The organism is Sideroxydans sp. CL21, from assembly GCF_902459525.1.
Taxonomy (GTDB): Bacteria; Pseudomonadota; Gammaproteobacteria; order Burkholderiales; family Gallionellaceae; genus Sideroxyarcus.
Map to the genome: position 1 here is coordinate 3,330,962 of NZ_LR699166.1, position 26,558 is coordinate 3,357,519.

Consider the following 26,558-nt stretch of genomic DNA (forward strand, 5'->3'; position numbering starts at 1 on the left):
TCCGGATAGGCCGTCACGGCATTTGTATGAAGCTTTGAATCGAATTGAGGTATACACCTTGTCCAAACACAGTAAAAATCTATCCATCAGTTGGCAAATAAGACTTTCCTTTCTTTGCCTTTTACTGCTGTCCGAACTCGCGCTGGCCACCGTCGGCGGTTTGGTTCAGACCATGTCTTTTGCGGCATGGGCACTGACAAGCATCGCAGTGGCACTGCTGGCCACACTTCTCTTTGACAGGCTGTTGAATTACCGCATCCGCCAGTTGGGCGAACTGGTCACAGCGGTATCATCGTTGGGCCGGGGAGACCTGAGCGTCAATATACTTTGGGCGGCACCGGTTAAAACCGATCCCGACCCCGAGCTGGCGGCCAGAACTGAAAAATTGGCCAGGGATTTTGCGGGGAATTTCAGTGGAGCATTCTCACTTGACCCAGACACTCCTGTCACCGTCGGCAAGATCCGAGTCCCTGCCTTGCGCTGCGGCCAAACAACGCTCAACCTTGAAACGAAAATCGTAGACAGGATCACCGAAAACAATAGCGGTGTTGCCACTATCTTTGCGATGCGTGGCAACGATCTGGTGCGGATTGCCACTTCGCTAAAAAAACCAGACGGTTCGCGCGTCGTTGGCACCATGCTCGACAGCACCGGCGGGGCTTACCTGAAGTTGCAAAAGGGTGAGGTTTATACCGGGATTGCGCAGTTGTTCGGCAAAACCTACATGACCCACTACGAACCGGTGAAATCGGAGCAGGGACAGACCATCGGAGCCTTGTTTGTCGGCCAGGAACTGGTGTATCGCAATGACTCCGGCAACGAAATACTTGCATTGGCACGGGGCATCAACAAGGTGTCAGCAGATTTTAGCGGATTCATTGCCGGCCTGACCAAGGCATCTGAAGCAGTAGCAGGTGCGGCAACCGAACTGGCAGTCAACACTGAAAAGGTAGCCGGCAGTTCCAGGCGCCAGAGCGAGGCGGCCACCACGACGGCTGCCGCAGTCGAACAAGTGACAGTGAGCATCAATCATGTCTCCGACCATGCCAGTTCGACCGAGGTGAATTCAATCAAGACAAGCACTCTTTCGGAAGAAGGTGAGCGAATTGTTCAGGATGCATCGACAGAGATATCGAGAATCGCCGATTCTGTAAAGAATCTGTCGCAAGTCATCGCTTCACTCGGCGAGCGTTCGAAAGAGATCAGTGAAATTGTCCAGGTCATAAAAAAGGTGGCTGACCAGACCAACCTGCTGGCGCTAAATGCCGCCATCGAAGCCGCCCGGGCCGGTGAGCAGGGACGTGGATTTGCTGTGGTTGCCGACGAAGTGCGCAAACTGGCCGAGAGCACCGGCGCGGCAACGTTGCGGATATCGGGCATGATCGACGGCATCACGCAGCAAATCAATGATGCTATGCTCAATATGAACCAAAGTCAGACCCAGGTTCAATCGGGAGTTGTTCTGGCGAATCGCGCGCGGGAATCGCTGGGAATGATACGCCAGGAAACGCGCAACACACTGGTGATGGTCACGGAAATAAGTGCCGCAACCAAGGAACAAAGTATCGCCAGCAACGAAATAGCCAGCAATGTCGAGACGATTGCGCTGATGACAGAGGAAAACACATCGGTTATCGGGCATCTGGCTGGTGCTGCCGCCAATTTGGAGCAGATGTCATCTAACCTTCAAAATCTGGTGAATCGTTTCAGGTTATAGGCAGCATCCCCAGCCTTCCGTGACTGCAAATTTGAATCGATAGGTGTTAATCAATGGCGCAAGGGTCGATGTACAACCAATATCTGCATTGCAGAATTCCTTTATACATATCCTCTCAATTGTTATAACGATTGATACTTTACGCAGAACTTCTACAGGATTTGTTGAGCTGGACATGCGGCACTTCATGTAGAATTAACACAATTAATTGGTTTGAGCGGTTAATTCAGTTCAATTTCTATCGATCAGAAAAACCTCTGGGAGCAAGGATGGGAAGCTCGAAAGACAATACGCCTTTCAGTCCAAATCAGTCATGGAGACTTGTAGATAATGTGGATTTCATCGAAGCACAATTTTCCCTTGGGGATTTCTGCCTGAATCACTTTCCCGAGAATCTGCAATTCGCCCGTTCCATACAGAACGCCAATTCTGTCGCCGATCTCAAAACCACACTCAAGCCGATCCTGCATCTGCTCTATACAGAGCGGAATGACCTGGCCGAAGAATTCACTTTATTGTTACACCGGATCAACCAGACGACAGAATAACCACAAAGGAAAAAACGTATGGCAATGAGCTTTAAAACCAAAATCATCGGATCCGTCGTAGTTCCGACGATAGTGCTGATCATTCTGGGCGCCGTAGCGTTGGCATTCAACGTCTACTCTGAGCAAAACAAGGCGGCGACCGAGAAAGTCCAGTCCGATCTCGACTCCGTGCAACGTCTGCTGCAGGAATCCGCACGTTTGATGACGACGAAAACAACGACTTCAATGAGCATCCTGGAGGATATTTCCAGCGCGGCAGGTTCTGCGTCGGCAGGCGACTCCTTGGTTATTGTTCCCGGCGTGAGCGCACCCAACATCTCCTTTGGCAAGGAAGCACAAGCCGGCAATTTCCGCATCGTGGACAAGGTAACCCAACTTGCCGGCGGCACGGCAACCATTTTTTCCAAGTCTGACGGCTCTTTTGTCCGCATCACAACCAATGTCAAGAAGCAGGATGGATCCAGGGCTGTCGGCACCGTTCTGGACCCGGAAGGGCCGGCTTTCGCGGCCATCATGGACAATCGGGAATATGAAGGTGTGGTCGATATTCTGGGCAATCCCTTTTTCACCATATACAAACCGATGATGGACAGCCAGAACAAATTGATCGGCATATATTACGTCGGTTATGAAGCTTCTCTCGCCAGTGTGGAAGCTGCCGTAGGAAAGACGAGAATTTTAAAAACCGGATTTCTGGCTTTGGTGGACGGCAAGGGAAAAGTCCGTTTCAGCACGCAAGGCATCTCCCCCGAACAGGCGGAATCCACCATCAAATCCGTTCCTGCAGGTTGGAGTGTGAACTCGCGTGATGTTGCCGGATGGGGCTATAAGGTATACGCAGCCTACCCGAAATCCGAGTTGCGCGAAGGTGCCCTGACCACTGCCGCAATCATCATCGGCGGCGGCCTAGCGCTCGCCCTGATACTCAGTGTGCTGGTTGGTTTATTGATCGAATCCATGGTGGTGGCCCCGCTCGGCGGAGAGCCTTCACAGGCCAGTGCGGCAATGGCTGTAATTGCAGCCGGAAATCTGGATGTGGAGATCGGGCAGGCTCGTTCCGGAAGCTTGCTGAACAATCTCTCGCTGATGCAGGAAAAACTTCGTAACATTATAAATGCCATCCACAAATCGGTCGCCAAATCCAAAGAACAACATGACCGGTTCGAGGAAGCACTCAAGGCTTTCCTGAATGCCAGGAATGAAAGTCCGGACAAGCAGAAACTGACCGAAGACGGGCTGATCGCTGCGGCTCAAAAGGTTGCCAAGAGTGACGATTCGGTAAGCAGGGCAGTGGAACGGTTGAAAATTTGATCTGCTCTTAATTTGCTGCTAGCCAGTTGGCCGCGTCTGATTTTTATAAAAATCATGCGGCCGCTTGGTGTTGCAGGAACATCCCGGCAAAGCAAGCTGCGCCGAAATGGGACACCAGCAAATCAATTCCGGTTACGCTCCCAGATACGCGCGCTGCACAGCATCGCTCCCCAGCAACTCACCCGCCGTACCCGACAAGCTGATAGCACCACTCTCGAGTACATAGCCACGCTGCGCGGCTTCCAGTGCCAGTTTGGCGTTCTGTTCGACCAGCAGAATGGTTACGCCCTGTGCAGAGATGCTGCGTATGGTTTCGAATATCTTCTCCACCATCAACGGCGCGAGTCCCATGCTGGGTTCGTCCAGCATCAATAATTTCGGCTGGCTCATCAAAGCGCGCGCCATGGCGACCATTTGCTGCTCTCCACCGGAAAGTGTTCCTGCGAGTTGCGTGCGGCGTTCCGCAAGTCGCGGGAACAGGAGGTATTGGCGTTCAAGGTCGGCGGTGATCCCGCCTTTGTCGCTGCGGATGTAAGCACCCATCAACAGATTCTCTTCCACCGTGAGCCGTGCGAAGATACCGCGGCCTTCCGGTACAAGCGCGATGCCATTAACCACGCGCTGATGTGCCGGAACATGCAGCAAGGACTTTTCCCGATAATGGAGCTTGCCGGAGGCAGGATGCAGCAATCCGGCCAGCGCTTTGAGCATGGTGGTTTTGCCCGCGCCGTTGCTGCCGATGAGTGTGACGAGTTCGCCGTCAGCGATGTTCAGGCTGATGCCCTTCAGCGCCTGGATTCCGCCGTAGGAAACTTTGAGGTTTTCCACTTCCAGGAGGCTATTCATCATGCATCGCCTCCTGCGCTGCCACCCAGATAAGCGGCAATCACTGCCGGATTGCGACGCACTTCTTCCGGCACACCTTCGGCGATCTTCTTGCCGTAGTCCAGCACGGCAACGCGGTCGCACAGCCCCATGATGAGTTTGACGTCATGTTCGATCAGCAGCACGGTGACGCCGCCGACACGTATCTTCTGCAGCAGCGCTTTCAACGCGACGGTTTCGGTCGCGTTCATGCCGGCTGCAGGCTCGTCCAGCGCCAGCAATTTTGGTTCGGTGGCGAGAGCGCGGGCGATCTCCAGGCGGCGTTGCTCGCCGTAGGACAGATGCTTGGCCAGGGTCTGGTGTGCGGAGTCGATACCGACATATTCCAGCAACTCGCGCGCACGCTGCACGGTGTCGCGCTCTTCGGCACGGGCGGCGGCATGCCGCGTCAGCGCGCCCCAAATGCCGGTGTGCGTGCGCAGATGGCGCCCGACCATGATGTTTTCCAGCGCGCTCATGTTGGCGAACAGGCGGATGTTCTGGAAGGTGCGCGCGATGCCGGCTTGCGCCAGCAGATGCGGTTTGCAGTGCGCATAGCGCTGGCCGTCGAAATCGAACGAACCATTGTCCAGTTGGTACAACCCGGTAACGACGTTGAACAGCGTGGTCTTGCCCGCACCGTTGGGCCCGATCAGGCCGTATATCTCGCCCCGCCGGATGTGCAGCGAGACATCGGCCAGGGCGGTCACTCCGCCGAAGTGTTTGCCGACATTGGCGAGTTCGAGCAGGCGGTCACTTGCTGGCGCCATACACCGTTTCCTGTTCTTGTTGCAGCACACTGTCCTGGGCATCGAATTCGCGACGGCGCTGTGTGGAAGGCCACAAACCGGCAGGTCGCCACAGCATCACCAGAATCAGAGCCAAGCCAAACATCAACATGCGCAGGCTTTCCGGGTCGACCACGACACGACCCATCAGCGCTTGCTGTACCGGTCCGGCCGCATTGCGGAACAGTTCCGGCAACACCACCAGCAGTATGCCGCCCAGCACTACGCCGCCGACATTGCCCATGCCGCCCAGCACCACCATGCACAGCACCATCACGGATTCCATCAGGCTGAAACTCTCCGGACTGACGAAACCCTGGAAGCCCGCGAACAGGCCGCCGGAGATACCGCCAAAGGTAGCGCCCATGGCGAAGGCCAGCAATTTGATATTGCGTGTATTGATCCCCATCGCCGAGGCGGCGACCTCGTCTTCGCGTATCGCCACCCAGGCACGGCCGATGCGCGAATCTTCAAGACGGCGCGAAACGAAGATCACCAGCAGGGTGAAGACAAGGAACAGGTAGTAATGCAGGTGCACGTCGTCCACGCGCAAACCGAACCACTTGTACGAGTTGCCGAACGAGAAGCTGCCGATCTGCAGTGGATCGATCGCGCTGATGCCCTGCGGGCCGTTGGTGATGTTGACCGGCGCATTCAGGTTGTTGAGGAAGATGCGTATGATCTCGCCGAAGCCAAGAGTGACGATGGCGAGGTAGTCGCCGCGCAACTTGAGCGTGGGCGCGCCAAGCAATACGCCGAACCCGCAGGCGATGAGCGCCCCCAGCGGCAGAGTGATCCACATCGGCCAGTGCAGGCCGAACTGCGGTGAGCCGAGCAAGGCGTAGGTATAAGCGCCCACCGCAAAGAACGCGATGTAACCCAGATCAAGCAAGCCCGCATAACCGACCACGATGTTGAGTCCCAGCGCGAGCATGATGTAGAGCAATGCAAAGTCAGCAATGCGCACCCAACCGTGGCCGAGCAACGCATCAATGACGAAGGGCAGCACCAGCAACACGGCAACAAATACAAAGCGGCTCGACGATGAACGATGCAGCTTCATGCGCGCTCCGCCAGTTTCTCGCCGAGCAGGCCGGACGGGCGCAGGATCAATACCGCAATCAGGACAAAGAAGGCGAATACATCCTGATAGTTGCTGCCGAGAAAGCCGCCGGTGATGTCGCCGATGTAGCCCGCCCCCAGGCTTTCGATCAAGCCCAGCAACACGCCACCCAGCATCGCCCCGCGCAAGTTGCCGATGCCGCCCAGAACCGCCGCAGTGAAGGCCTTCAAACCCAGCATGAAACCCATGTAGTAATGCACGATGCCATAGTTGGCGCTCACCATAAAGCCGGCCACTGCCGCCAGAGCGGATCCGAGCATGAAGGTGACGGAAATGACGCGATTGATGTCCACGCCCATCAGCGCTGCCGCTGCCGGATTCTCAGACACGGCGCGCATCGCCCTGCCCATACGGGTGCGATGTACCAGCCACATCAAGGCGGTCATGATGAGCAATGCGACGATGACAATGGCGATTTGCACATCGTTCACTATTGCCCCGGCAAGCTGGTGGGAGGCGCTGTTGAACGGCAGCGGAAAGGAATGATATTCGCGCCCCCAGATCATCATCGCCACATTCTGCAGCACGATGGAGACGCCGATGGCGGTGATCAGGGGTGCCAGGCGTGGCGCATTGCGCAACGGACGGTAGGCGATGCGCTCAATGCCGTAACCCAGCACCATGCAAGCCGCCATTGCCGTCAGCAGGCTGAGCAATACTGCCAGCACGGGTGCCATAGCCGCGGTTAACAGGGCTTGCAACACGGTCATCGCGATCATCGCGCCTATCATCACCACTTCGCCGTGCGCGAAGTTGATCAGGCCGAGGATGCCGTACACCATGGTGTAGCCCAGCGCAACGAGAGCGTAGACACTGCCCTGAACCAGGCCATTGACGATCTGCTGAAGAAGGATTTCCACGGTTACTTTGGCAATCTATACAAAGAAAAAGCGACACGCCCGGTGTCGCTTTCCATGACTGCAAACCGGCTCACGGCTTGGCTGCGGGCGCGCCGCCCATCGTCTGCACGGCAAACCATTTACCTTGGCGCACCTGGTACACGGTGACTGCGCCACCCTTGATATCACCCTTCTCGTCGAACGCGATCCTCGCCGTCACGCCATCGATTTCGATCTTGCCTAGCTCCGGCAGATACTTTTCGGGCTCGGCAGAACCGGCCTTCTGCATCGCTGCGATCATCACGTTGACGGCGTCGTAGCAATACGGGGCATAGAGCTGGATAGGTTGATGGAAACGTTCTTCATAGCGTTTGGCGAAATCGCGCCCGCTCGGCATGTTGTCCAGCGGCACACCGGGTAGCGAGGCATACACACCTTCCGCTGCATCGCCGGCCAGTTCGATCAGCTTCGGCGTATAGCCGCCGTCGCCCATCATGAACTGCGACTTGATACCCAATGCCCGCAGCTGCTTGATCATGGGCACGCCCTGCGGATCCATGCCGCCGAAGAACAACAGGTCCGGCTGCTTGCCTTTGATCGAGGTGAGCACTGCAGTGAAGTCCACCGCCTTGTCGGTGGTGTACTCGCGCACGATGATTTTCGCGCCATTGGCTTCGGCAGATTTGACGAACTCATCCGCCAGTCCTTGCCCGTAGGCGGTGCGGTCGTCGATGACCGCGATTTGCTTCGCTCCCAGTACCTTGGCCGCAAACTCGCCGAGCGCCTTGCCTTGCTGGGCATCGTTGCTCATCACGCGAAATGCAGTTTTGTAACCCTGGGCGGTATATCTGACTGCGGTAGCGGAAGGCGAGATTTGCGGGATGCCGTTCTTGAAGTAGATGGCGGAAGCGGGGATGGTGGTACCGGAATTGAGGTGTCCGATCACGCCATTCACTTTTGCATCAACCAGTTGCTGCGCCACGATGGTTGCCGTTTTTGGATCGGTCTGGTCGTCTTCGCTCAGCAACTCAAAATGCGCTTTCTTGCCGCCGATGATCACGCCCCTGGTATTCGCGTCGTCGATCGCCATGCGCGTGCCGTTCTCATTGTCCTTGCCGATATGTGCCTGAGGTCCGGTGAGCGGAGCCGCTGCGCCGATCTTGACCACGAGTTCATCAGAAGCGGGCTTCGATGCTGTCTCACTTTTCCCGCATCCGGCGAGTGCGATGCCGAATAGGACAAACAGGGAAAATTTATTGATCAACATTGTTGAAATCCGGCGGGTTAATAAAGTGTCCGGATTATGCGGAGCGCCCTATCCCTTGTCAATTCAGCGAATCAGCGCAATAAAAAAGCCGACTTGCGTCGGCTTTTTTGCAAGTATCGCTTTCAAGCTTACTTGGCCAGACCCAGAATGAATTTAACCAGAGTCTTGATGTCTGCATCTGAAACTTTGGGAGCATTTGCAGGCATAGGCATGGAACCCCAAACACCGCCACCGCCCTTGGCAACCTTGGCTTCCAGCTTGGCTTCTGCACCGGCATCGCCCTTGTACTTCTTGGCAACGTCCATCCAGCCCGGACCAACCAACTTACCGTCGATCTTGTGGCAAGTTGTGCAGTTGCTCTTCTTGGCCAGATCGGGCATATCAGTTGCCATTGAAGAACCTGCCGCCATCAGGCCTGCAACTGCGATCATGCAAACAACGATAGATTTCATATCTTTCTCCATTTTTAGTTATGTCTATTTGTCAAACAAGCGTGAAATGAAAGTCAAACAAACGGAAGTGCATTCTAAACAACATGGGCCTGTTTGCAAACCTTCATTAGCGCATTCTAATAACGCCACAATGGTCGGCAGAGTTGACACCCATTTAATATCGTTATCCGAATTCGATAGCCTATTGATCCAATTAAATTTTTATAAACCATGTGATTCTGCATTTCCCCAAGGCTATTCTTCCGAACGCTCCAGCCAGTTGGTAAGGTAGGCCCATTGTTCAAGTTCTCGCTCTGCCAACGAGGGTGACAGGTCGAACAGGGTCTTGCCTTCGAAAGCTGCATTGACGTAAACCTGTGCTTCACGCAGATAGGCGAGAATTGGCAAATCCAAACCTTTCAGGAACTGCTCCAGCGTAAGTGCTGCACGAGTGCGCGAATCCATGCGCATACCGACCACGCCGACGAATATCTTTCCTTTGCGCACAGTTTTTTCATGATGCAGTGCTTCCAGAAAGTCACGGCTGGCCTGAATATCGAAAGCCGATGGGGCAATGGGGACGATCACCTTGTGCACTAGCCTCAAGGCATGTTCCAGATTTTTTCCGTGCAAGCCGGCGGGAGAATCGATCACCAGCCAGTCCACCGGCGCATTCATATCTGATTCGGAATGCATCAATTCAATGCCGGGCAGATTGCGCGGTCGATTTGCAAGCCATTGCGTTGCCGATTTTTGCCGGTCCAGGTCCAGTATCGCCACGCGTTGCCCTCGCGAAGCAAGGTAGCCTGCGATATTGGTGGTCAGCGTAGTTTTGCCGCTGCCGCCCTTGGGATTTGCAACCAGTATTGCTTTCACGCTACCGTCCTTCCCTTGCTTTATTGCACTACTTGTTCTCCACCTGTGACACGTCTCTTACTGCTCCCTTGTCGGCGCTGGTCACCATGGCGGCGTAAGCCCTGAGCGCCGACGATACTTTGCGCTGACGAACTTCCACCGGCTTCCATGCGAGTTTGCCTTTTGCTTCCATTGCAGCGCGTCGTTGCGCCAGCTCGGCGTCCGTGATCGCCAGATTGATGCTGCGATTCGGGATGTCGATCTCGATGCGGTCGCCTTCCTGCACCAGGCCGATCGCACCGCCGCTGGCAGCTTCCGGCGAAACGTGACCGATGCTCAAACCGGACGTACCTCCCGAAAAACGCCCGTCGGTAAGCAATGCGCATACCTTGCCCATGCCTTTCGACTTCAGGTACGAAGTCGGATACAGCATCTCCTGCATGCCCGGCCCGCCTTTCGGTCCTTCGTAACGGATCACCACCACGTCGCCCGCGACGATCTGGTCGGCCAGGATACCTGCAGTCGCCGCGTCCTGACTTTCGAACAGGCGCGCGCGCCCGCTGAATTTCAAAATGCTCTCGTCCACCCCGGCTGTTTTCACGATGCAGCCGTCTAGCGCAATGTTGCCGTGCAGCACCGCCAATCCGCCGTCTTTGGAATAGGCATGCGCCTTGTCGCGTATGCAGCCTTGCGCTCTATCCGTATCCAGGTCCGGATACAGCATGGATTGCGAAAAGGCGATGGTGGTAATGATGCCGCCGGGCGCCGCACGGAAGAATTTCTTCACTTCCTCGTTTTGCGTTTGCGCGATGTCCCACTGCTTGAGTCCGTCGCGCAGCGTCTTGCTATGTACCGTACTCACCTCGCCGTGCAGCAAGCCTGCCCGATCCAGCTCGCCCAATATCGCGGCAATGCCGCCGGCACGATGCACATCTTCCAGGTGGTATTCGGACGACGGCGCAACCTTGCACAGGGTCGGCACATGGCGCGACAATCGATCCATGTCCTTCATGGTGAAATCCACTTCCGCTTCGCGCGCAATGGCGAGCAGATGCAACACGGTATTGGTCGAGCCGCCCATGGCGATATCCAGCGTCATTGCATTCTCGAACGCTTCGAAGGTGGCGATGCCGCGCGGCAATACCGAGGCGTCGTCCTGCTCGTAATAGCGCTTGCACAATTCGACAATGGTGCGTCCGGCACGCAGGAACAGTTGTTTGCGGTCGGCGTGCGTCGCCACCAGCGAACCGTTTCCGGGCAGCGACAACCCCAGGGCTTCGGTCAGGCAATTCATCGAATTCGCAGTGAACATGCCGGAGCATGAACCGCAAGTGGGGCAGGCGGAACGTTCTATCACGGCCACGTCTTCGTCGCTGACTCTGCTGTCTGCCGCCGCCACCATCGCGTCGATCAAGTCCAGACCTTTGGACTTGCCCTGCAAGGTCACCTTGCCCGCCTCCATCGGCCCGCCGGAAACAAATACCACCGGGATGTTCAGGCGCATCGCGGCCATCAGCATGCCGGGCGTGATCTTGTCGCAGTTGGAAATGCACACCAGCGCATCGGCACAATGCGCGTTGACCATATACTCTACCGAGTCGGCAATCAGGTCGCGCGAAGGCAGCGAATACAGCATGCCGTCGTGCCCCATGGCGATGCCGTCATCAACGGCGATCGTGTTGAATTCCTTGGCGATGCCGCCCGCCTTCTCGATCTCGCGCGCCACCAGCTGCCCCATGTCTTTAAGATGGACGTGTCCGGGCACGAACTGGGTAAAGGAATTGGCGATCGCGATGATGGGCTTGCCGAAATCGCCGTCAACCATGCCGGTGGCGCGCCACAGCGCGCGCGCGCCGGCCATGTTGCGGCCGTGGGTGGAGGTACGGGAACGATAAGCTGGCATGATGATGTCTCTCTAATGTAATGATGATGCACGTATAATCCGTCGCTCAATTCTAACCGATTCGCACTATGCTCGTTCACCCACAATTCGACCCTGTCGCCATCCATCTCGGCTCTTTTGGCATCCATTGGTACGGGCTGATGTATCTGCTCGGCTTTGTGACGTTCATCTGGCTGGGCAGAAAGCGCCTGCGCGCACTCAATCGTCCAGGCTGGGACGAAAAATTCCTGGACGATCTGTTGTTTTACGGCGTGCTCGGCGTCGTGCTCGGCGGGCGTTTGGGCGAGGTATTGTTCTACAACCCGGGCTATTATTTTTCGCATCCGTTGAAGATCTTCGCAGTATGGGAAGGCGGCATGTCGTTCCATGGCGGCTTCCTCGGTGTACTGGCGGCGATGATACTGTTTGCGCGCAACCGCAACATCCAGTGGCTGGCGCTCATGGATTTCATCGCGCCTCTCGTACCGCCGGGCCTAGCCTTCGGGCGGCTGGGCAATTTCATCAACGGAGAGTTGTGGGGGCGTCCGACCGATGTGCCCTGGGCCATGATATTCCCCCAGGCGGACAATATCCCGCGCCATCCTTCGCAACTGTATGAGTTTGCGCTGGAAGGTGTCGCGCTGTTCACCTTGTTGTGGATATTCTCCAACAAGCCTCGCCCAGTGGGTACAGTGTCCGGCCTGTTTCTCATCGGCTACGGCTGCTTCCGCTTCATCGGCGAATTCACGCGCAACCCTGACGACGGCATCTTTGGCTTGATGACATTCGGCATCAGTATGGGACAGTGGTTGAGTCTGCCAATGGTGATTGCCGGCATCGCCCTGATGATCTGGTCGTATCGCCGCGCTTCCCGCTAAACTCTCGCCCCATGCATCGCGCCCTTGTATTCCCTTTCATTTGCGCGTTTCTCCCCAATCTTGCATATGCCGAAAATTCCGCTTTTGAAGCATGCTCCAGCATCGTGAACAAGATTGACCGCCTGAAGTGTTACGACCAGGCCGCCGCCGCCAAGCCGCCAACCCGCAGCTACCTGACCCGGGCATGGGATCTGGATGGACAGGGGAATCCCGACACCAGCGGCATACGCCGCCTGGAACCCTATCGCAAGAACTATCTGTTGATGCGCCATACCTCGAACATCAACAGTTCGCCGAGCTCTCCTTCGCCCAATCATACGGTTCTGACACCTTACCCCTATCAGAATGAAGAGATTAAATTCCAGTACAGCGTCAAATCCGAGATAGGAAATTACCGCGATCTGGAATTTCTGGGTTTTAAGAACTTTCGAGTTTGGGGAGCATTCACCCAGCAATCGTTTTGGCAGGCGTTCAATGTGGGCGCATCCTCTCCTTTCCGCGACTCCAACTACGAACCCGAGCTAATCGGGACCTTCGGCACAGGCAACGCGCAAGGATGGAAATTGCTCAATCTCGGTTTATCGCACCAATCGAACGGTCGCGGCAATCCGGAATCGCGGAGCTGGAACCGTTTGTATCTCCAGGGCGGCTGGGAATGGGATGATTTCTATATGACAGGACGGGGCTGGTGGCGCATCCCTGAAAATGCCTCCAAGGACGACAATCCGGACATGGTCAATTATATGGGGCGTGCCGAACTGGTCACTCATTGGTCGCCGGACCGCGACGATGAAGTCATTCTGCTGCTGCGCAGCAACCTCGATCCGCACGGGCATAAGGGCTTCATGCAACTTGACTGGGCCAGCCCGTTCAAGCTCGGTCATTCTTCCCAGCTCAATCTGCAATTCACCAGCGGCTATGGAGACAGTCTGATCGACTACAACCATTGGCAAACGACCCTCGGCATCGGCATCGTGTTCAAGGAATGGTAAGGCGCCGCTGCGATTGACACTGCCATCCCCCGCCCCGATACTGCGCACATCGCGTTAATTTAAGGTTGTTTGCTTTGGACGATTTCTCGCCGGGCGTGCTGTTTATTGCCCTTCTGATTATCCTGATCTGCTCCGGGTTCTTTTCTGCATCCGAAACCAGCATGATGGCGATCAACCGCTACCGTCTGAACCACTTGGTGCGCAAAGGCAACAAAAGCGCAAAACTCACCGCAAAATTACTCGCGCAGACCGACAAACTGCTCGGCTCCATCCTGCTTGGCAATACCCTGCTCAATGTAGCGGCTGCCACATTGGCTGAAATCATCGTGTTGCGGCTGTTCGGACATGACAACAGCACAGCGCTGCTGGTCGGTTCACTGACCATCACCTTTGCAATTCTGGTATTCAGCGAAATCATGCCCAAGGTCATTGCCGCCAGTCATGCAGAACGCGTGGCTTTGCCATCCAGCTATGCGCTGGCGCTCATTATCAAGTTGTTTTATCCGGTCGTATCCATTGCCACCGCCATGGTACGAGGCATGTTGTGGCTGCTACGTATCAAGGTGCAGACGGATCACAGCCACCACAAGATGAGCCTGGAAGAATTGCGCTCACTGGTACTGGATGCCGAAAATTTTCTGCCGCGCAAACACCAGAAGATGTTGCTCAATCTGGTCGATCTGGAACGTATCACCGTCAATGACGTCATGATTCCGCGCAACCAGATCGAGGCATTGAACGTCGATGCAGCGCCGGAAGAATTGCGCCAGCAAATCATTACCTGCCATCATACGTTGCTACCGGTGTACTCCGAAATGCCCAGCAATGTAATCGGAATCCTGCACATCAAACGGGTATTGCCCCTGCTGCTGGAAGAAGCGCTGGATACTACGCAATTGCGCGAGATACTCAACGATGCCTATTTCATCCCTTCCGACACGCCGTTGCTCAAGCAATTGCAGCAATTTCAGGAACGCCAGACCCGTTTGGGATTGGTAGTGGATGAGTACGGCGAGTTACTCGGCCTAGTGACGCTGGAGAACATTCTGGAAGAAATTGTGGGCGATTTCACGACGCAATCTCCATCCCAGACCGGAAAATTCCTGCGCCAGGACGATGGCAGCCTGCTACTCGAAGGCAGCAGCAGCCTGCGCGAATTGAATCGCAAACTGGGCCTGCATCTGCCTTTGGGCGAGGCAAAAACACTCAACGGCCTGATTCTGGAACATCTGGAAGACATCCCGGAAGCAGGTACCAGTTTGAAGATCGGCAACTATCCGATCGAGATTATTCAGACCCAGGATCGTGCCGTCAAAGTCGCGCGCATTTTCCCGGTACAACCCAACAAACCAAGCAGTTAGCCGCTTTACAAAGAATAGAAAGCCGTGCATCATTCAAAAATCCTTTAAAATCTGGCGTGTCTGTGCTGGTTTTGATAATTAACGGGAAGTTTCCCTGGACCGCATTTGAATCGAGGTAACCGGATGGCTGTCGACAAGTCTGCAAAAACCAAAGAAATTCAATATAGCTGGGAAGGCAAGGATAAAGCCGGCAAGATAGTCAAAGGCGACATTCGCGGTGCCGGCGAAGCCAGTGTATCCGCGCACTTGCGCCGCCAAGGCATCACCGTCACCAAAATCAAAAAAAGTGCATCGGGCAGGGGCAAAGTCACGGAAAAAGATATCACTCTTTTTACCCGGCAACTCGCCACCATGCTGAAATCCGGAGTACCGCTGCTCCAAGCCTTTGACATCGTCGGCAAAGGTCATGACAACCCCGCAGTTTCGCGCTTGCTGTTCGACATCAAGACCGATGTGGAGACCGGAAGCAGCCTGGAACAATCTTTCCGCAAGTTCCCGCTGTATTTCGACGACCTGTATTGCAATCTGCTCGGGGCGGGCGAAGCTGCGGGTATTCTGGACAGCCTGCTGGATCGTCTGGCAACCTATAAGGAAAAGATTCTTGCCATCAAGAGCAAGATAAAATCCGCGTTGTTCTACCCGATCTCCATCATTGTCATCGCCTTTGTCATTACCGCTGTCATCATGATCTTCGTGATCCCGGCGTTCAAACAGTTATTTTCCAGCTTCGGTGCCGATTTGCCCGGCCCCACTCTGGTGGTCATGGCCATTTCCGATTTCTTCGTGGCATGGTGGTGGGCGATTTTCGCCATCATCGGGGGCAGTGTGTACGGTTTCTTTTACGCCTGGAAGCGCAACAAGACCATGCAACGACGCATGGATCAACTGATGCTAAAAATCCCCGTTCTCGGACCTATTGTACGTAAAGCCTCCATCGCGCGCTGGTCTCGCACCCTGGCCACCATGTTCGCGGCAGGCGTTCCACTGGTGGAAGCCTTCGATTCAGTGGCGGGCGCTGCCGGTAATGTTGTTTATTACGATGCGACCAAGGCCATTCAGCGCGAAGTGACTTCGGGTACCAGCCTGACCGTCGCCATGCAGAATACCGATGTTTTTCCCAGCATGGTATTGCAAATGGTCGCCATCGGCGAAGAGTCCGGCGCGCTGGATAGCATGTTGAGTAAGGTTGCCGACTTTTTTGAAGCCGAAGTGGACGATGCGGTGGAAGCTCTATCGAGCCTGATGGAGCCGGTAATTATGGTGGTGTTGGGTACGCTCATCGGCGGCTTGGTGATCGCGATGTACCTGCCGATCTTCAAAATGGGTCAGGCCGTCGGCTAATCGACCGGTTCGCAAACAGGCGCGGCGATGACCGCGCCTTTTTTATATGCCAAGGTGATTCGATGCTGCTTCTGTTGCAAACCTCCCCCCTGATTTTTTCCCTATTCGCCGGAATTATCGGGCTGGTTGTCGGTAGTTTTCTCAATGTCGTCATCCATCGCCTGCCCAAAATGATGGAACGCGAATGGCATAAACAATGCGCAGAACTCAGCGGCAAAGCGCCGGAAGACTCCCCCAAATACAATCTGTTGGTGCCGCGATCCGCCTGTCCGCTTTGCGGCCACGCCATTACCGCCGCAGAGAACATTCCCGTACTCAGCTATCTCTTTCAGCGCGGCAAATGCACCGGATGCGGAGCTGCAATATCTCCGCGCTATCCCCTGGTAGAGGCTACCAGCTGCATACTGAGTGCGTATGCTGCTTGGAATTTCGGCTTCGGATTCGCCGGACTTGCCGCGATTGTATTCATTTGGGCGCTGATTGCGCTTGCTTTCATCGACTTTGATACCCAGCTGCTGCCGGACGACATCACCCTACCATTGCTCTGGCTGGGTCTGCTGCTCAATCTCAACGGGACATTTACTTCCTTACCGAATGCGGTCATCGGCGCCATGGTTGGCTATCTTTCGTTGTGGAGCGTGTACTGGGCATTCAAACTGACCACCGGCAAGGAAGGTATGGGCTTTGGCGATTTCAAATTGCTCGCCGCCATCGGTGCATGGTTGGGCTGGACCTTACTGCCGCTGGTCATCCTGCTGTCCTCGCTGGTCGGAGCCGTGGTCGGCATCTCACTCATCATTTTCACCAAGCGCGGCCGGAATATCCCGATCCCCTTTGGTCCCTATCTGGCAGGAGGAGGTTTGATTGCCCTGTTTTGGGGACAAACGCTGACACAGAATTATCTGCAACTTCTGGCGCCGTGAACTATCTGGTTGGATTGACAGGCGGAATCGGCAGCGGCAAAAGCACCGTCGCTGACATATTCGCCGCGCTAGGCGTACGCATCGTCGATACCGACGTCATTTCACACCAGTTGACGCAAACTGGCGGGGCAGCCATTCCGGCATTACGCAACGCTTTCGGTGCAGATATCATCGATGCACAGGGCGCACTGAATCGCAGCAAAATGCGCGAAATTGTCTTTAATGACCCTGCCAAAAAAAAGCAGCTGGAAGCCATTCTGCACCCACTTATATTCGCCCAGACCAGGCAGCAAGCTGCATCCCCCACTGCAGCTCCCTACACACTGGTTGTGGTTCCATTGCTGTTTGAAAGCGGGCGCTATGCCAACTGGTTGCAACGCGTGATTACCGTGGACTGCCCGGAAGAATCACAGATAGCCCGCACCATGCAACGCAGCAAACTGGACGAGTCTGCCGTGCGGGCCATCATGGCCCAGCAGATTAGCCGCGAGGAACGGCTGGCATTGTCCGACGAGATAATCCTCAACAATGGCAGCCTGGGCGACCTGAAAATGCAGATTGTCGGAATGCACCGCCGTTTATCCGAATTGGCGACGGAAAGCGATTGACGGCATGCCGCACTGGCTATATCTTTCGCAACCAATTAAACCCCTCCCCGCTAGCTGAAAGTGATCAACTACGAGTTCCCTCTCAATGAAAGAGTTCGCACCATGCTGCGTCTTGAGGACCTCTACTTTCGCATCGACCGGTTTATCGAAAGCGACAGAAGTACGGACCATCATGCTGCGCTGGGCGTCCTGTTCGAGATACTCGAAGTTGCCAGCCGCGCCGATCTCAAATCCGAACTGCTGCAAGAACTGGAGCGCCAAAAGAAAGCGTTAAACAACCTCCATAACAATCCCGAAATCCTGGAAGACGCACTGGATGCGGTACTCGGCGAAATCGAAGGGGCCAGCTCAAGACTGCTAAGCATGGGTGGCAAGATCGGCCAGCATCTGCGCGACGATGAGTGGCTGATGGGTATCAAGCAACGCGCTTGCATCCCGGGCGGCGTCTGCGAATTCGATCTCCCCTCCTATCATTACTGGCAACATCAAAGCCCGGAACGCCGTCGCCAGAGTCTAGGCGTCTGGCTCGGTCCCCTCTTGCCATTACACGATGGGATTACCATTTTGCTCAAGCTGCTGCGTGAGAATGGCAAAGTGCACCACTTCACCGCCTTTCACGGCAGTTTCCAGCAAATGCAGGGGGGGCGTGTGGCGCAGATGTTACGCATTTCGCTCGATCCAGACCTGCCGTGCATTCCCGAGATCAGTGCCAATAAATACGCACTCAACATCCGCTTCGTCGAGGCCAAGTATGCCGCCAAGACCGCGCTCTACGATCAGGATGTTCCTTTTGATCTGACTTTCTGTTCACTGCAATGAGCAAACCGCCTGTCGTCACTTGCCCGACTTGCGGCAAAGAGCATGTATGGGACACCAACAATCGTTTCCGCCCGTTCTGCAGCGAGCGCTGCAAACTCATCGATCTTGGCAAATGGGCAAACGAGGAATATCGCGTTGAACAACGCGAGCAGGAATTGCCTGATTCTGATCACCAAGCATGACGCAGCAAAGCAATTCCGTGAGCTCCGTGCTGCCACGCAGTCTGCATATCCTCCTTGTTCAAGCCACCCAAGGCATATACCGGAATCGTTGAACCTGCCGCCATTGCGGCGAACTTCTCCCAACCCAGATGCGGCGCTCCCGGATGGGATTTGGTCGGCAACACCGGACTCAGTAATGCAAAATCACAGCCTAACGTTTCAGCACGGCGTAATTCATCTGCACTGTGACAGGAAGCCGCACACCAATCGATTGCCGGGCGCGCCTTCAATTCCGCAAGCTGAATCGAAGTCAGTTGCACCCCATCCGCTCGCACCTCCTGTGCCAATGCCACATCGCCGCTGAGCAATACCTTCGCGCCGCACTTGTGTGCCAATGCCACTACGCGCAGTGCAAGCTCGCGCAATTCGCTACGCGAGAGGTCTTTTTCGCGCAACTGAACCAGCCGCAGTCCCTTTTTCAACTTGGCTTGCAGGCTTGCCAGGAACGGCCCAACCCCCATCTCGGCGACATTGCTGATGGCGTACAAAACCGGCAATTCAAGTGCGCGCAGAACGGGAGCGTTGGCGGGAAGGATGGGATCGACCAAAACCCAAGCCGGTTGTTGCCAGGAGAATTGCTGGCCTTCATGCGGATGCAACTCGCCGCTCCATGCCGTCGCGCGGAAAAAATTCAGACGCACTGTTGCGTGCGGATAAGTAAAGATGCGGGTAAGCCAGGGATAAGCGGTTTGGACGGTGATGCCGAGTTCTTCATGCAACTCCCGAACCAGTGCGGTGTATGGCGTCTCGCCCGGCTCGATCTTGCCGCCGGGAAATTCCCAGTAGCCAGCCCAGATTTTATCGGGAGGGCGTTGGGCGAGGAGAAAGGAGTTATCTGGCCGTTGCAATACAGCGGCGGAAACTTCAATGATTTTGTTTTTTTCGGGTTGGGGGTTCAATGTGATCTTTCAAGCTTTCAGTTTTCCGACGGCTTGGGCCGTTCTTGGCAAGGACCATGGAAAGAACAGACTGTGATGCTCTCCACGAAAGGAGATAAACTAATTCCTTCCGCACCAATCCCTGGCAAACTGCCCTGCCACCCTTCCACTTCTCGATCCCCTCATCAACGACCACTGCAACGCCGCTGTTCGCACCTCATCAGTGAGTCCCTGCTTCCACCCATGATGAGCCAGCCAATGCTCGGCTACGGCCAGATATTCATCCTGTGCAAACGGATAAAATGAAATCCACAAACCGAAACGCTCCGACAGCGACACCTTTTCCTCAACGCTTTCCGCCGGATGCACTTCATCACCCACATGTTTCGTAGCGAGGTTGTCCTGCATGTAGTCCGGCATCAAATGGCGACGGTTGGACGTGGCATAAATCAGCAGGTTGTCTGAGAAGGCCACCAGGTCCCCGTCCAGCGCAGCCTTGAGCGATTGGTAACCGGGTTCGGCATCATTGAAGGAGAGGTCGTCGCAGTAGAGGATGAAACGCTCGGCCCGGCCCTGTACCAGTCCGACGATGTGTGAAAGGTCTATCAGCCCCTGTTTGTCGATCTGGATCACGCGCAAACCTTGGTCGGCATATTCATTCAACAGGGCTTTGACCAGCGACGACTTGCCCGTGCCGCGGGCACCGGAAAGCAGGACGTTATTTGCCGTGCCGCCGCGGACGAATTGCAGCGTATTCTGCAGGATGCGTTGTTTCTGGTCGTCGATACCGAGCAAATCGGTGAGCGCGATGCGCTGAAAATTCGGAACGGGATGCAATGCGCGTTGCTGATGATCCCAACGAAACGCAGCGGCAGCTTGCCAGTCCGGTGATTGCAGCTGCGCGCCGGGCAGTACATTTTCCAGTCGTGCGAGCAAGCTTTCGGCGCGGGTGAGGAATTTGTCTAACTTGTCCATGGAACGTTGCTATCCTCTCCGCTGCCGAAACCGCGATTCAACTTCTGTAGCTGGCGTTGATCTTTACGTAATCGTATGAAAAGTCGCATGTCCACAAGGTCGCATTCACCGCCCCGCGATTGAGTACCACGCGAATTGTAATATCGCTCTGCAGCATCACACGCTGCCCGTCTTGCTCCTGATAGCTGCCCGCGCGTCCGCCATTCTCGGCCACCAGCACGTCGTCCAAGTACAGCTTGAGTTTCTCTACATCAAGGTCACCCACCCCGGCATAACCAATCGCGGCAAGAATGCGCCCGAGATTTGGATCCGAGGCAAAGAATGCTGTCTTGACCAGTGGCGAATGCGCGATTGCATAGCCGATCTTCCTGCACTCGGCTTCATCGCGGCCAGCTTCGATTTTGATGGTGATGAACTTGGTCGCGCCTTCGCCGTCGCGCACGATGGCTTGCGCCAGCAGGGTTGCCACTTCCGTGACGACGGCTTGCATCGCCGCGCGGTTCGCGGCATCAACGAGGACGCCACTCTTGCCGGTGGCGATCAGCATCAGCGCATCATTGGTGGAAGTGTCGCCATCCACTGTGATGCAGTTGAAGGAACGATTGGCTGCCTCGCTCACCATCTGTTGCAGCAGCGGTTGGGCGATGGCCGCGTCCGTCGCGATATAACCCAGCATGGTCGCCATGTTGGGATGGATCATTCCTGAGCCTTTGGACATGCCGGTGACAGTGACGGTCTTGCCGTTGATCTGCACTTGCTTCGACACAGCCTTGGCAACGATGTCGGTGGTCATGATGGCGTTTGCGGCATCGAACCAGTTATTGGCATTCAGGTTCGCCACGGCTTGCGGCATTCCGGCAACGATTTTGTCCACGGGCAGCGGTTCCATGATGACGCCCGTGGAATAGGGCAACACTTGCTCGGGCACACAGCCCAACAATTTTGCCAGCTCAGCGCAGGTAGTACGCGCAGTCGCCATACCCTGTTCGCCGGTTCCCGCATTGGCATTACCGGTGTTTACCACCAGCGCGCGTATTCCTTTGTTCGCGGCGAGATGTTGCTTCGCAAGTGTGACAGGCGCGGCGCAAAAACGGTTGGCGGTGAACACGCCCGCTACGGTCGCGCCTTCATCCAGTTTGATAACCAACAGATCCTTGCGGTCGGCGCGCTTGATGCCCGCTTCCGCAGTCCCCAAAGAAACGCCCGCGACGGGCAACAGTTGTGCCGCAACGGGCGCTGAGAGATTTACCGGCATTTAACTTCCTTTAGAAACGTCCTTTTGTCTTGTAGATGTAGTTGCTCATTTCGACAGTTTCGGTGTTCATACGGCGAACAATTCCATGCGTATGACGCACGATACCGCGCATCACGTAATAAACAATAGCGGGTTGTGTGTTCAGCAGGGCTTCAAATTTCGAGCGTTCCAACAGCAGCACCTGACAATCCGTTTTTGCCATCACGGTCGCACTGATCTGCGAAACATTGCCCCCGGCAAAAGTGATGATGCCGGCCAAGTCTCCCGGCTGCAGCAGGTGTAGGGTCGCTTGCTCTCCGCCCAGAGTTGCAGTCGCCTCCACCTCTCCGCTGGCCAGAACAATCAGGGAGTTCTTCAGACGCTCCTCGCCTGGGCGCAGCAGGGCTTCACCGCTTTTGAATTCCTTGACTTCGAACAGTCGTGCCAGTATCTCGATCTCGGCATCGCGCAATTCTTCCGTCAACGTCGAATTGTTCAGTGTTTGCAAAACCAGATTGTGTGTCGGCATTTTTAATTCTCCCAAAATTTGGTGTTCAGCTCAATTTTTCATGGCACTGCTGGTATTGCCACGCAACGTCCATACCAGACTGATTATTTAATCTATTTAATAGTAAAAATTGCGCATACAAAATTTGTAGAACATGGCAATTGTGCTCAATATTCAGCGCATCAGCTTGCCAATTTAACACAACATTGCATTACATGAATATGAAGTAGCCTGATGTGCACGCACTTAGAGCTTACTTGCAAATAATATTACCCTCTGACGGCACCTTATGGAACGCTATTAATTTGTGCTGCTGGCAACAGCAACTTAATTTGCGTTGCATGTCCTGCACTTACAGTTATAGCGCCCACTGATGCATAAATATCTTCGACAGTTTTCGGCGCCTTAAATACAGGCATGTCTCAAAGTTGCACGTCATTCCGGAATTCCCCTTAAAATTTGCGTGGCGGCCATTTTTTAATCATTACCTGCCTCATCATGGCTTACAACAGTTAATTGTGCGCATTCATAGAACATAACTTATAACAATCTCGTGAAATCGATATCCAGACTGATGATGTTCAGATACTTGCCATTACTTGTGCTGGCAATCGCTCTTGGACTCACCTATCAGACTTGGGGTGCCGTCAAGCGCGCCAGCATGGTTGACCTCAAGATCGATTTTGAATATCGCTCTAATGATGTCATCAATCGCTTAGCCGAAAGACTCCTGTCCTACAAACAAATTCTGATTGGAGTCCAATCACTATTTTCAAAGCCGGAATTTGTTGACTCAAGCGAGTTTCATACCTATGTGAACTCACTCAATCTCGAGCAAAACTTTCCCGGCATTCACAGCATATTGTTTGTAACGAACAACTCGACTCCAAAATCCGAAATTGGCAGACTGCTCTATACCGAGCAGTTCCAGAAAAATGATCAAAGAAAACTACTTGAAAGCTTACTTTCGAATCCAAAAAGCCTGACGGCTAAAGAGAACGCTGTCGCATCGGGTGAAGTGGGGGTAACGGACAAGATTTCGGTGGGCCGAATATCCGATGGTTACGAGCAGGCCGGTTTTTTGATGTTTGTTCCTGTGTACAAATTCGATTCAGCAAGCAACCGGATAAGCAAACACGATACTCCGGAGTCAAGGCGTGAAAATTGCATTGGGTTCGTTGTCGGAACTTTCGTACTTGGCGACCTAATGTCGGGCGTTCTGGGCGGAAACGAGACCGACATTGACATTGAGATCTTTTATGGCAAGGAGTCAAACAACAACTCGCTGCTATTCGATACGGATAATAGCCGTACCGATAAGGCCCTCTACCCCAGTTGGTTTCAATCCATCCGTCATATCGATGTTCAAGGATACCCCTGGACAATCGAGACGTCGTCCTTACCTGCTTTCGAGGCTCATTTGGACAAGTCCAAGCCGTTGCTTGTTATTAAATCTGGAATCGGGATCAGCATCCTGCTTGCAATTCTTGTATGGGTCCTGGTTCGCGATAGGGCAAGAGCACTGCAAGCAGCTTTTGAGATCACTGAAAGCAAGGCCAGGATTACAGAGAGCAAGGCCACGTTACAAGCAATTCTGGATAACTCACCCATTGGAATCTGGTTCTCGGGATTTGATGGCCGCTATCGATTCGTCAATAAGGCATTCTGTGATGCATTTGGAGTGCAGGAGCAGCGGTTCGAATCGATCCATCCTTTCGAAGTCATCGGCAGTGAAGCCAGTGCGAAACTGGCACGATCGGATGTATTTTGCTTCAAAAGCAATCAACCGGTCATATCCCGCGAAACTATCGAGCTGTCGGACGGAAAACCCCACTTGCTTGAAATCACCAAGATCAAGTTGTCGGGTGATGGCGCCAATAGTCAGGGCATCATTGGCATCATGGCTGATATTACGGAAGCATCCGCTTTGCAGGATGCGTTGCAGAAGTCACGCGATGAGATGGAAGTCAGGGTGGTCGAACGAACGCAGGACCTATTGGCGACGAAAAATAAACTTGAACAGGAAATGTTGGCGAGAAAGGTACTGGAACGGAAAGTCCTCGAGGTGAGCGAAGAGGCACAAGCGCAAATCGGCAGGGAATTGCACGATGACCTTGGCCAGTTGCTGACTGGTGCTGCATACATGGCCGGGTCATTGGCGAACCGTTTATCGAAGATTGATCATGCAGCCAGCGAACAGGCGGAAGTCCTGAAAAGGATTGCTCAGGATGCTATCAAGAGATCACGCTATATTTCCCATAGTCTGATCCCCTTCAATGTAGCCAATCGCGGATTAAGGCAGGGGCTCGAACAGTTTGCAGAAGATGTGGTGATCGTCTCGGGAATTCCCTGCGAAGTCCATGTCAGCGGTGACGTCGAAATCATTGATTTCATGATCGCCACAAATCTTTATCGCATTACCCAGGAAGCCATCAACAATGCTGTGAAGCACAGCAAGGCCAGTCACCTTTCGATCGATCTTTATTCGGATGCAAAACAGATCCTGCTCACAATTGCTGATAATGGTGTTGGATTGCCAAGAAATTATGAGGAAGAAAGGAAGGGGTTTGGCATGCTGAATATGTATTACCGGGCTCAACTTATCGGTGCGAAGCTATCTATCGATTCGCGCGAGGGAGGTGGGACGAAAATATCCCTCGATCTTCCTTTCAACGAAAGTTTCTGATTCGAAAACCAACCATCCTGCAATCACTCTCTCGCCAAGCCATGCTTGATCGCATAACGCACAAGATCCGCATTATTGTCGATTCCAAGTTTCTGCATCAGATTCGCCTTATGAGTGCTCACCGTCTTCGCACTCAAGAAAAGTGATTCGGCGATCTCTCCCGGGTTGAGACCGGATGCCAGCATCTGCAATACTTGCAGCTCCCGGTCAGACAGAATTGAATGGCGCGAATCTTCACCGGTGGCGTTGTCGAATACCATCGCCTCCACCAAGGCCGGGTCGATGAATTTGTGTCCGGTAGCTACCTTGCGGATGGCCGCGAGAAGCACAATCTGGTCGCTATCTTTCGTCACATAACCCGAAGCACCTGCCTTCAAGGCTCGATTGACGGATTGTGATTCGTTGTTCATCGACAGGACCAGTATCTTCATCGAGGGGTGTTCCGCAAGCAGTCTCTTGATCAATTCCGGTCCGGTCACGCCTGGCATGGTCATGTCCAGCAACAGCAGATCGAAGTCGAATTTGCGTGCCAGTTCCAATACTTCTGAGCCATTGGTCGCCTCTCCTACAACGTCAAGGTCGGTCGTGTCTGAAAAGATCTGCCTCAGCCCGTTTCGGACGATGGCATGATCCTCTGCAATTAGTATTTTTATCATATTGATTATTTATGGGCATTTTGCACATTCTGTGCCGTTTAAACAAGACGTTTGCAAACGTTACTGTTATGGCTTTTCCAGCTTAAACCTGAATCCGGAAGATTACTCCCAGTGCCACATCAGAAATTTCCTAGGCCATGATCAGATTCGACTGAAATACATACCGCATGTTTGCGAGCAATATGCACACATCGCATCACCAACACGATTCACGACGCGAATAGAAATAGCACGGTAACTGATTGATAGACGCGAATGCAATCATTAAATCATTAACTGAAAGGAAATTTGAAATGGACAAGAGTTTGGACACCAGCGCATTGAGATTGGTACATGAAGAAAAACTCAAGGATCTTCTTAAGCAACAAGGGAACCTGAAAGAACTTGAGGCGGAATTGAACAGAATCAATGCGAAGATCAACAAGAAGGAAGAATTGACTAACGATGACACGAAGTTCATCGGGAATCTGGGCTGGTTGGCGGCGCTGTCTGTCAGCATCGCGACTATTGCCGCCAGCTTGTAATCGTACGCAATTCATCTCATCGAAAACTTTAGGAGAACATCATGAACGACAAGATCATCAACGGCGAAGACAAGGCAGATATCCAGTTCCAATCGGTTTTGGGTTGGCTTGCTGCAGCCGCGGTGTCCATCGCTGCTTTGGCCAGCTTTGCCTAACTCAACAGTGCTGGAATGCACGACAGGAGTCGCCAAATATTGAATCAGGATCCCATTAGAATTGGAGATAACAAATGAAACTCATATACAAAGAAGCAGCCAAGTACGTTCGTTGGATCGTGGCCGCTATTGCGACATTGATAGTGGCATTCCCGGCACTTTTGGCAAGCGTTG

At 54.1% G+C, this 26,558-nt stretch carries 26 protein-coding genes; 13 read left to right on the forward strand and 13 right to left on the reverse strand.

Annotated elements, in window-relative coordinates; genetic code table 11:
* Nucleotides 1–58: 58 nt before the first annotated feature.
* From QOY30_RS15900 to QOY30_RS15910, 3 genes are all read left to right on the forward strand, one after another.
* Nucleotides 59–1,717 (forward strand): methyl-accepting chemotaxis protein, encoded by a 1,659-nt coding sequence (locus QOY30_RS15900; protein ID WP_283745600.1) that lies wholly within the window; start codon nt 59–61, stop codon nt 1,715–1,717.
* Between the two features lie 332 nt (nt 1,718–2,049).
* Nucleotides 2,050–2,265 (forward strand): hypothetical protein, encoded by a 216-nt coding sequence (locus QOY30_RS15905; protein ID WP_283745601.1) that lies wholly within the window; start codon nt 2,050–2,052, stop codon nt 2,263–2,265.
* A gap of 24 nt (nt 2,266–2,289) precedes the next feature.
* Nucleotides 2,290–3,576, forward strand: coding sequence for a Cache 3/Cache 2 fusion domain-containing protein (locus tag QOY30_RS15910; protein WP_283745602.1), 1,287 nt, complete (start codon nt 2,290–2,292; stop codon nt 3,574–3,576).
* A gap of 132 nt (nt 3,577–3,708) precedes the next feature.
* On the opposite strand, the gene QOY30_RS15915 is transcribed toward QOY30_RS15910, so the two are convergent.
* The 8 genes from QOY30_RS15915 to ilvD form a co-directional block, all read right to left on the reverse strand.
* Nucleotides 3,709–4,422, reverse strand: coding sequence for an ABC transporter ATP-binding protein (locus tag QOY30_RS15915; RefSeq protein WP_283746077.1), 714 nt, complete (start codon nt 4,420–4,422; stop codon nt 3,709–3,711).
* A complete protein-coding gene (locus QOY30_RS15920) occupies nt 4,422–5,210 on the reverse strand; it encodes an ABC transporter ATP-binding protein (RefSeq protein ID WP_283745603.1) in 789 nt (262 codons plus the stop codon). Before QOY30_RS15920 ends, QOY30_RS15915 begins: the two co-directional genes overlap by 1 nt.
* Nucleotides 5,194–6,291, reverse strand: coding sequence for an ABC transporter permease subunit (locus QOY30_RS15925; RefSeq protein WP_283745604.1), 1,098 nt, complete (start codon nt 6,289–6,291; stop codon nt 5,194–5,196). The genes QOY30_RS15920 and QOY30_RS15925 overlap by 17 nt, the downstream gene beginning before the upstream one ends.
* Nucleotides 6,288–7,211 carry a branched-chain amino acid ABC transporter permease gene (locus QOY30_RS15930; RefSeq protein WP_283745605.1) on the reverse strand — a complete coding sequence of 308 codons (924 nt, stop codon included), beginning with the start codon at nt 7,209–7,211 and terminating at the stop codon, nt 6,288–6,290. The genes QOY30_RS15925 and QOY30_RS15930 overlap by 4 nt, the downstream gene beginning before the upstream one ends.
* Before the next feature lie 70 nt (nt 7,212–7,281).
* Complete coding sequence (locus tag QOY30_RS15935; protein WP_283745606.1) at nt 7,282–8,457, reverse strand: branched-chain amino acid ABC transporter substrate-binding protein; 1,176 nt, start codon at nt 8,455–8,457, stop codon at nt 7,282–7,284.
* A gap of 128 nt (nt 8,458–8,585) precedes the next feature.
* On the reverse strand, nt 8,586–8,909 hold the full coding sequence (locus QOY30_RS15940) for a c-type cytochrome (protein ID WP_283745607.1): 324 nt from the start codon (nt 8,907–8,909) through the stop codon (nt 8,586–8,588).
* Nucleotides 8,910–9,143: 234 nt separating this feature from the next.
* Entirely contained in the window at nt 9,144–9,764 is a 621-nt protein-coding gene (locus tag QOY30_RS15945; protein WP_283745608.1) for a nucleotide-binding protein, read from the reverse strand.
* A gap of 28 nt (nt 9,765–9,792) precedes the next feature.
* Complete coding sequence (gene ilvD / locus QOY30_RS15950; RefSeq protein ID WP_283745609.1) at nt 9,793–11,646, reverse strand: dihydroxy-acid dehydratase; 1,854 nt, start codon at nt 11,644–11,646, stop codon at nt 9,793–9,795.
* A gap of 68 nt (nt 11,647–11,714) precedes the next feature.
* Here ilvD and lgt point away from each other — a divergent pair, with 68 nt between their 5' ends.
* From lgt to yacG, 8 genes are all read left to right on the forward strand, one after another.
* Nucleotides 11,715–12,503, forward strand: coding sequence for a prolipoprotein diacylglyceryl transferase (gene lgt, locus QOY30_RS15955; RefSeq protein WP_283745610.1), 789 nt, complete (start codon nt 11,715–11,717; stop codon nt 12,501–12,503).
* 104 nt (nt 12,504–12,607) lie between these two features.
* A complete protein-coding gene (locus QOY30_RS15960; protein WP_283745611.1) occupies nt 12,608–13,495 on the forward strand; it encodes a phospholipase A in 888 nt (295 codons plus the stop codon).
* Between the two features lie 74 nt (nt 13,496–13,569).
* Complete coding sequence (locus tag QOY30_RS15965; protein WP_283745612.1) at nt 13,570–14,856, forward strand: HlyC/CorC family transporter; 1,287 nt, start codon at nt 13,570–13,572, stop codon at nt 14,854–14,856.
* Between the two features lie 123 nt (nt 14,857–14,979).
* Nucleotides 14,980–16,197 (forward strand): type II secretion system F family protein, encoded by a 1,218-nt coding sequence (locus QOY30_RS15970; RefSeq protein ID WP_283745613.1) that lies wholly within the window; start codon nt 14,980–14,982, stop codon nt 16,195–16,197.
* Nucleotides 16,198–16,259: 62 nt separating this feature from the next.
* Nucleotides 16,260–17,120: a prepilin peptidase gene (locus QOY30_RS15975; protein WP_283745614.1), complete on the forward strand. Its 861-nt coding sequence runs from the start codon at nt 16,260–16,262 to the stop codon at nt 17,118–17,120.
* A complete protein-coding gene (coaE, locus tag QOY30_RS15980; protein ID WP_283745615.1) occupies nt 17,117–17,728 on the forward strand; it encodes a dephospho-CoA kinase in 612 nt (203 codons plus the stop codon). Before QOY30_RS15975 ends, coaE begins: the two co-directional genes overlap by 4 nt.
* 60 nt (nt 17,729–17,788) lie before the next feature.
* Nucleotides 17,789–18,547 carry a cell division protein ZapD gene (gene zapD, locus QOY30_RS15985; protein ID WP_283745616.1) on the forward strand — a complete coding sequence of 253 codons (759 nt, stop codon included), beginning with the start codon at nt 17,789–17,791 and terminating at the stop codon, nt 18,545–18,547.
* Nucleotides 18,544–18,729 (forward strand): DNA gyrase inhibitor YacG, encoded by a 186-nt coding sequence (gene yacG / locus QOY30_RS15990; protein ID WP_283745617.1) that lies wholly within the window; start codon nt 18,544–18,546, stop codon nt 18,727–18,729. The genes zapD and yacG overlap by 4 nt, the downstream gene beginning before the upstream one ends.
* Here yacG and QOY30_RS15995 read toward each other — a convergent pair.
* From QOY30_RS15995 to QOY30_RS16010, 4 genes are all read right to left on the reverse strand, one after another.
* Nucleotides 18,717–19,667 (reverse strand): Nudix family hydrolase, encoded by a 951-nt coding sequence (locus QOY30_RS15995; RefSeq protein ID WP_283745618.1) that lies wholly within the window; start codon nt 19,665–19,667, stop codon nt 18,717–18,719. The two genes, yacG and QOY30_RS15995, sit on opposite strands and share 13 nt — an antisense overlap.
* Before the next feature lie 99 nt (nt 19,668–19,766).
* Entirely contained in the window at nt 19,767–20,621 is an 855-nt protein-coding gene (locus QOY30_RS16000; protein ID WP_283745619.1) for an ATP-binding protein, read from the reverse strand.
* 37 nt (nt 20,622–20,658) lie between these two features.
* Nucleotides 20,659–21,876, reverse strand: a complete 1,218-nt coding sequence (gene argJ, locus QOY30_RS16005) for a bifunctional glutamate N-acetyltransferase/amino-acid acetyltransferase ArgJ (protein WP_283745620.1) — start codon at nt 21,874–21,876, stop codon at nt 20,659–20,661.
* A 10-nt stretch (nt 21,877–21,886) separates the two neighbouring features.
* The gene (locus QOY30_RS16010) at nt 21,887–22,384 is read right to left on the reverse strand and encodes a cyclic nucleotide-binding domain-containing protein (protein ID WP_283745621.1); all 498 of its coding nucleotides are present in this window, start codon (nt 22,382–22,384) and stop codon (nt 21,887–21,889) included.
* Nucleotides 22,385–22,937: 553 nt separating this feature from the next.
* Here QOY30_RS16010 and QOY30_RS16015 point away from each other — a divergent pair.
* Nucleotides 22,938–25,049, forward strand: coding sequence for a sensor histidine kinase (locus tag QOY30_RS16015; RefSeq protein ID WP_283745622.1), 2,112 nt, complete (start codon nt 22,938–22,940; stop codon nt 25,047–25,049).
* 23 nt (nt 25,050–25,072) lie between these two features.
* On the opposite strand, the gene QOY30_RS16020 is transcribed toward QOY30_RS16015, so the two are convergent.
* Entirely contained in the window at nt 25,073–25,705 is a 633-nt protein-coding gene (locus QOY30_RS16020) for a response regulator (RefSeq protein WP_283745623.1), read from the reverse strand.
* A 293-nt stretch (nt 25,706–25,998) separates the two neighbouring features.
* Here QOY30_RS16020 and QOY30_RS16025 point away from each other — a divergent pair, with 293 nt between their 5' ends.
* Entirely contained in the window at nt 25,999–26,229 is a 231-nt protein-coding gene (locus QOY30_RS16025) for a hypothetical protein (RefSeq protein ID WP_283745624.1), read from the forward strand.
* Nucleotides 26,230–26,558 lie beyond the last annotated feature (329 nt).

Bases quoted from the DNA above. Each gene is read 5' to 3' on its own strand.
- QOY30_RS16000 (WP_283745619.1), bottom strand. From the start codon at position 20,621: ATGGACAAGTTAGACAAATTCCTCACCCGCGCCGAAAGCTTGCTCGCA.
- QOY30_RS16020 (WP_283745623.1), bottom strand. From the start codon at position 25,705: ATGATAAAAATACTAATTGCAGAGGATCATGCCATCGTCCGAAACGGG.
- QOY30_RS16010 (WP_283745621.1), bottom strand. From the start codon at position 22,384: ATGCCGACACACAATCTGGTTTTGCAAACACTGAACAATTCGACGTTG.
- QOY30_RS16015 (WP_283745622.1), top strand. From the start codon at position 22,938: ATGATGTTCAGATACTTGCCATTACTTGTGCTGGCAATCGCTCTTGGA.
- QOY30_RS15940 (WP_283745607.1), bottom strand. From the start codon at position 8,909: ATGAAATCTATCGTTGTTTGCATGATCGCAGTTGCAGGCCTGATGGCG.
- argJ (WP_283745620.1), bottom strand. From the start codon at position 21,876: ATGCCGGTAAATCTCTCAGCGCCCGTTGCGGCACAACTGTTGCCCGTC.
- QOY30_RS16025 (WP_283745624.1), top strand. From the start codon at position 25,999: ATGGACAAGAGTTTGGACACCAGCGCATTGAGATTGGTACATGAAGAA.
- QOY30_RS15915 (WP_283746077.1), bottom strand. From the start codon at position 4,422: ATGAATAGCCTCCTGGAAGTGGAAAACCTCAAAGTTTCCTACGGCGGA.
- yacG (WP_283745617.1), top strand. From the start codon at position 18,544: ATGAGCAAACCGCCTGTCGTCACTTGCCCGACTTGCGGCAAAGAGCAT.
- QOY30_RS15920 (WP_283745603.1), bottom strand. From the start codon at position 5,210: ATGGCGCCAGCAAGTGACCGCCTGCTCGAACTCGCCAATGTCGGCAAA.
- QOY30_RS15910 (WP_283745602.1), top strand. From the start codon at position 2,290: ATGAGCTTTAAAACCAAAATCATCGGATCCGTCGTAGTTCCGACGATA.
- QOY30_RS15975 (WP_283745614.1), top strand. From the start codon at position 16,260: ATGCTGCTTCTGTTGCAAACCTCCCCCCTGATTTTTTCCCTATTCGCC.
- lgt (WP_283745610.1), top strand. From the start codon at position 11,715: ATGCTCGTTCACCCACAATTCGACCCTGTCGCCATCCATCTCGGCTCT.
- QOY30_RS15970 (WP_283745613.1), top strand. From the start codon at position 14,980: ATGGCTGTCGACAAGTCTGCAAAAACCAAAGAAATTCAATATAGCTGG.
- QOY30_RS15935 (WP_283745606.1), bottom strand. From the start codon at position 8,457: ATGTTGATCAATAAATTTTCCCTGTTTGTCCTATTCGGCATCGCACTC.
- QOY30_RS15925 (WP_283745604.1), bottom strand. From the start codon at position 6,291: ATGAAGCTGCATCGTTCATCGTCGAGCCGCTTTGTATTTGTTGCCGTG.
- ilvD (WP_283745609.1), bottom strand. From the start codon at position 11,646: ATGCCAGCTTATCGTTCCCGTACCTCCACCCACGGCCGCAACATGGCC.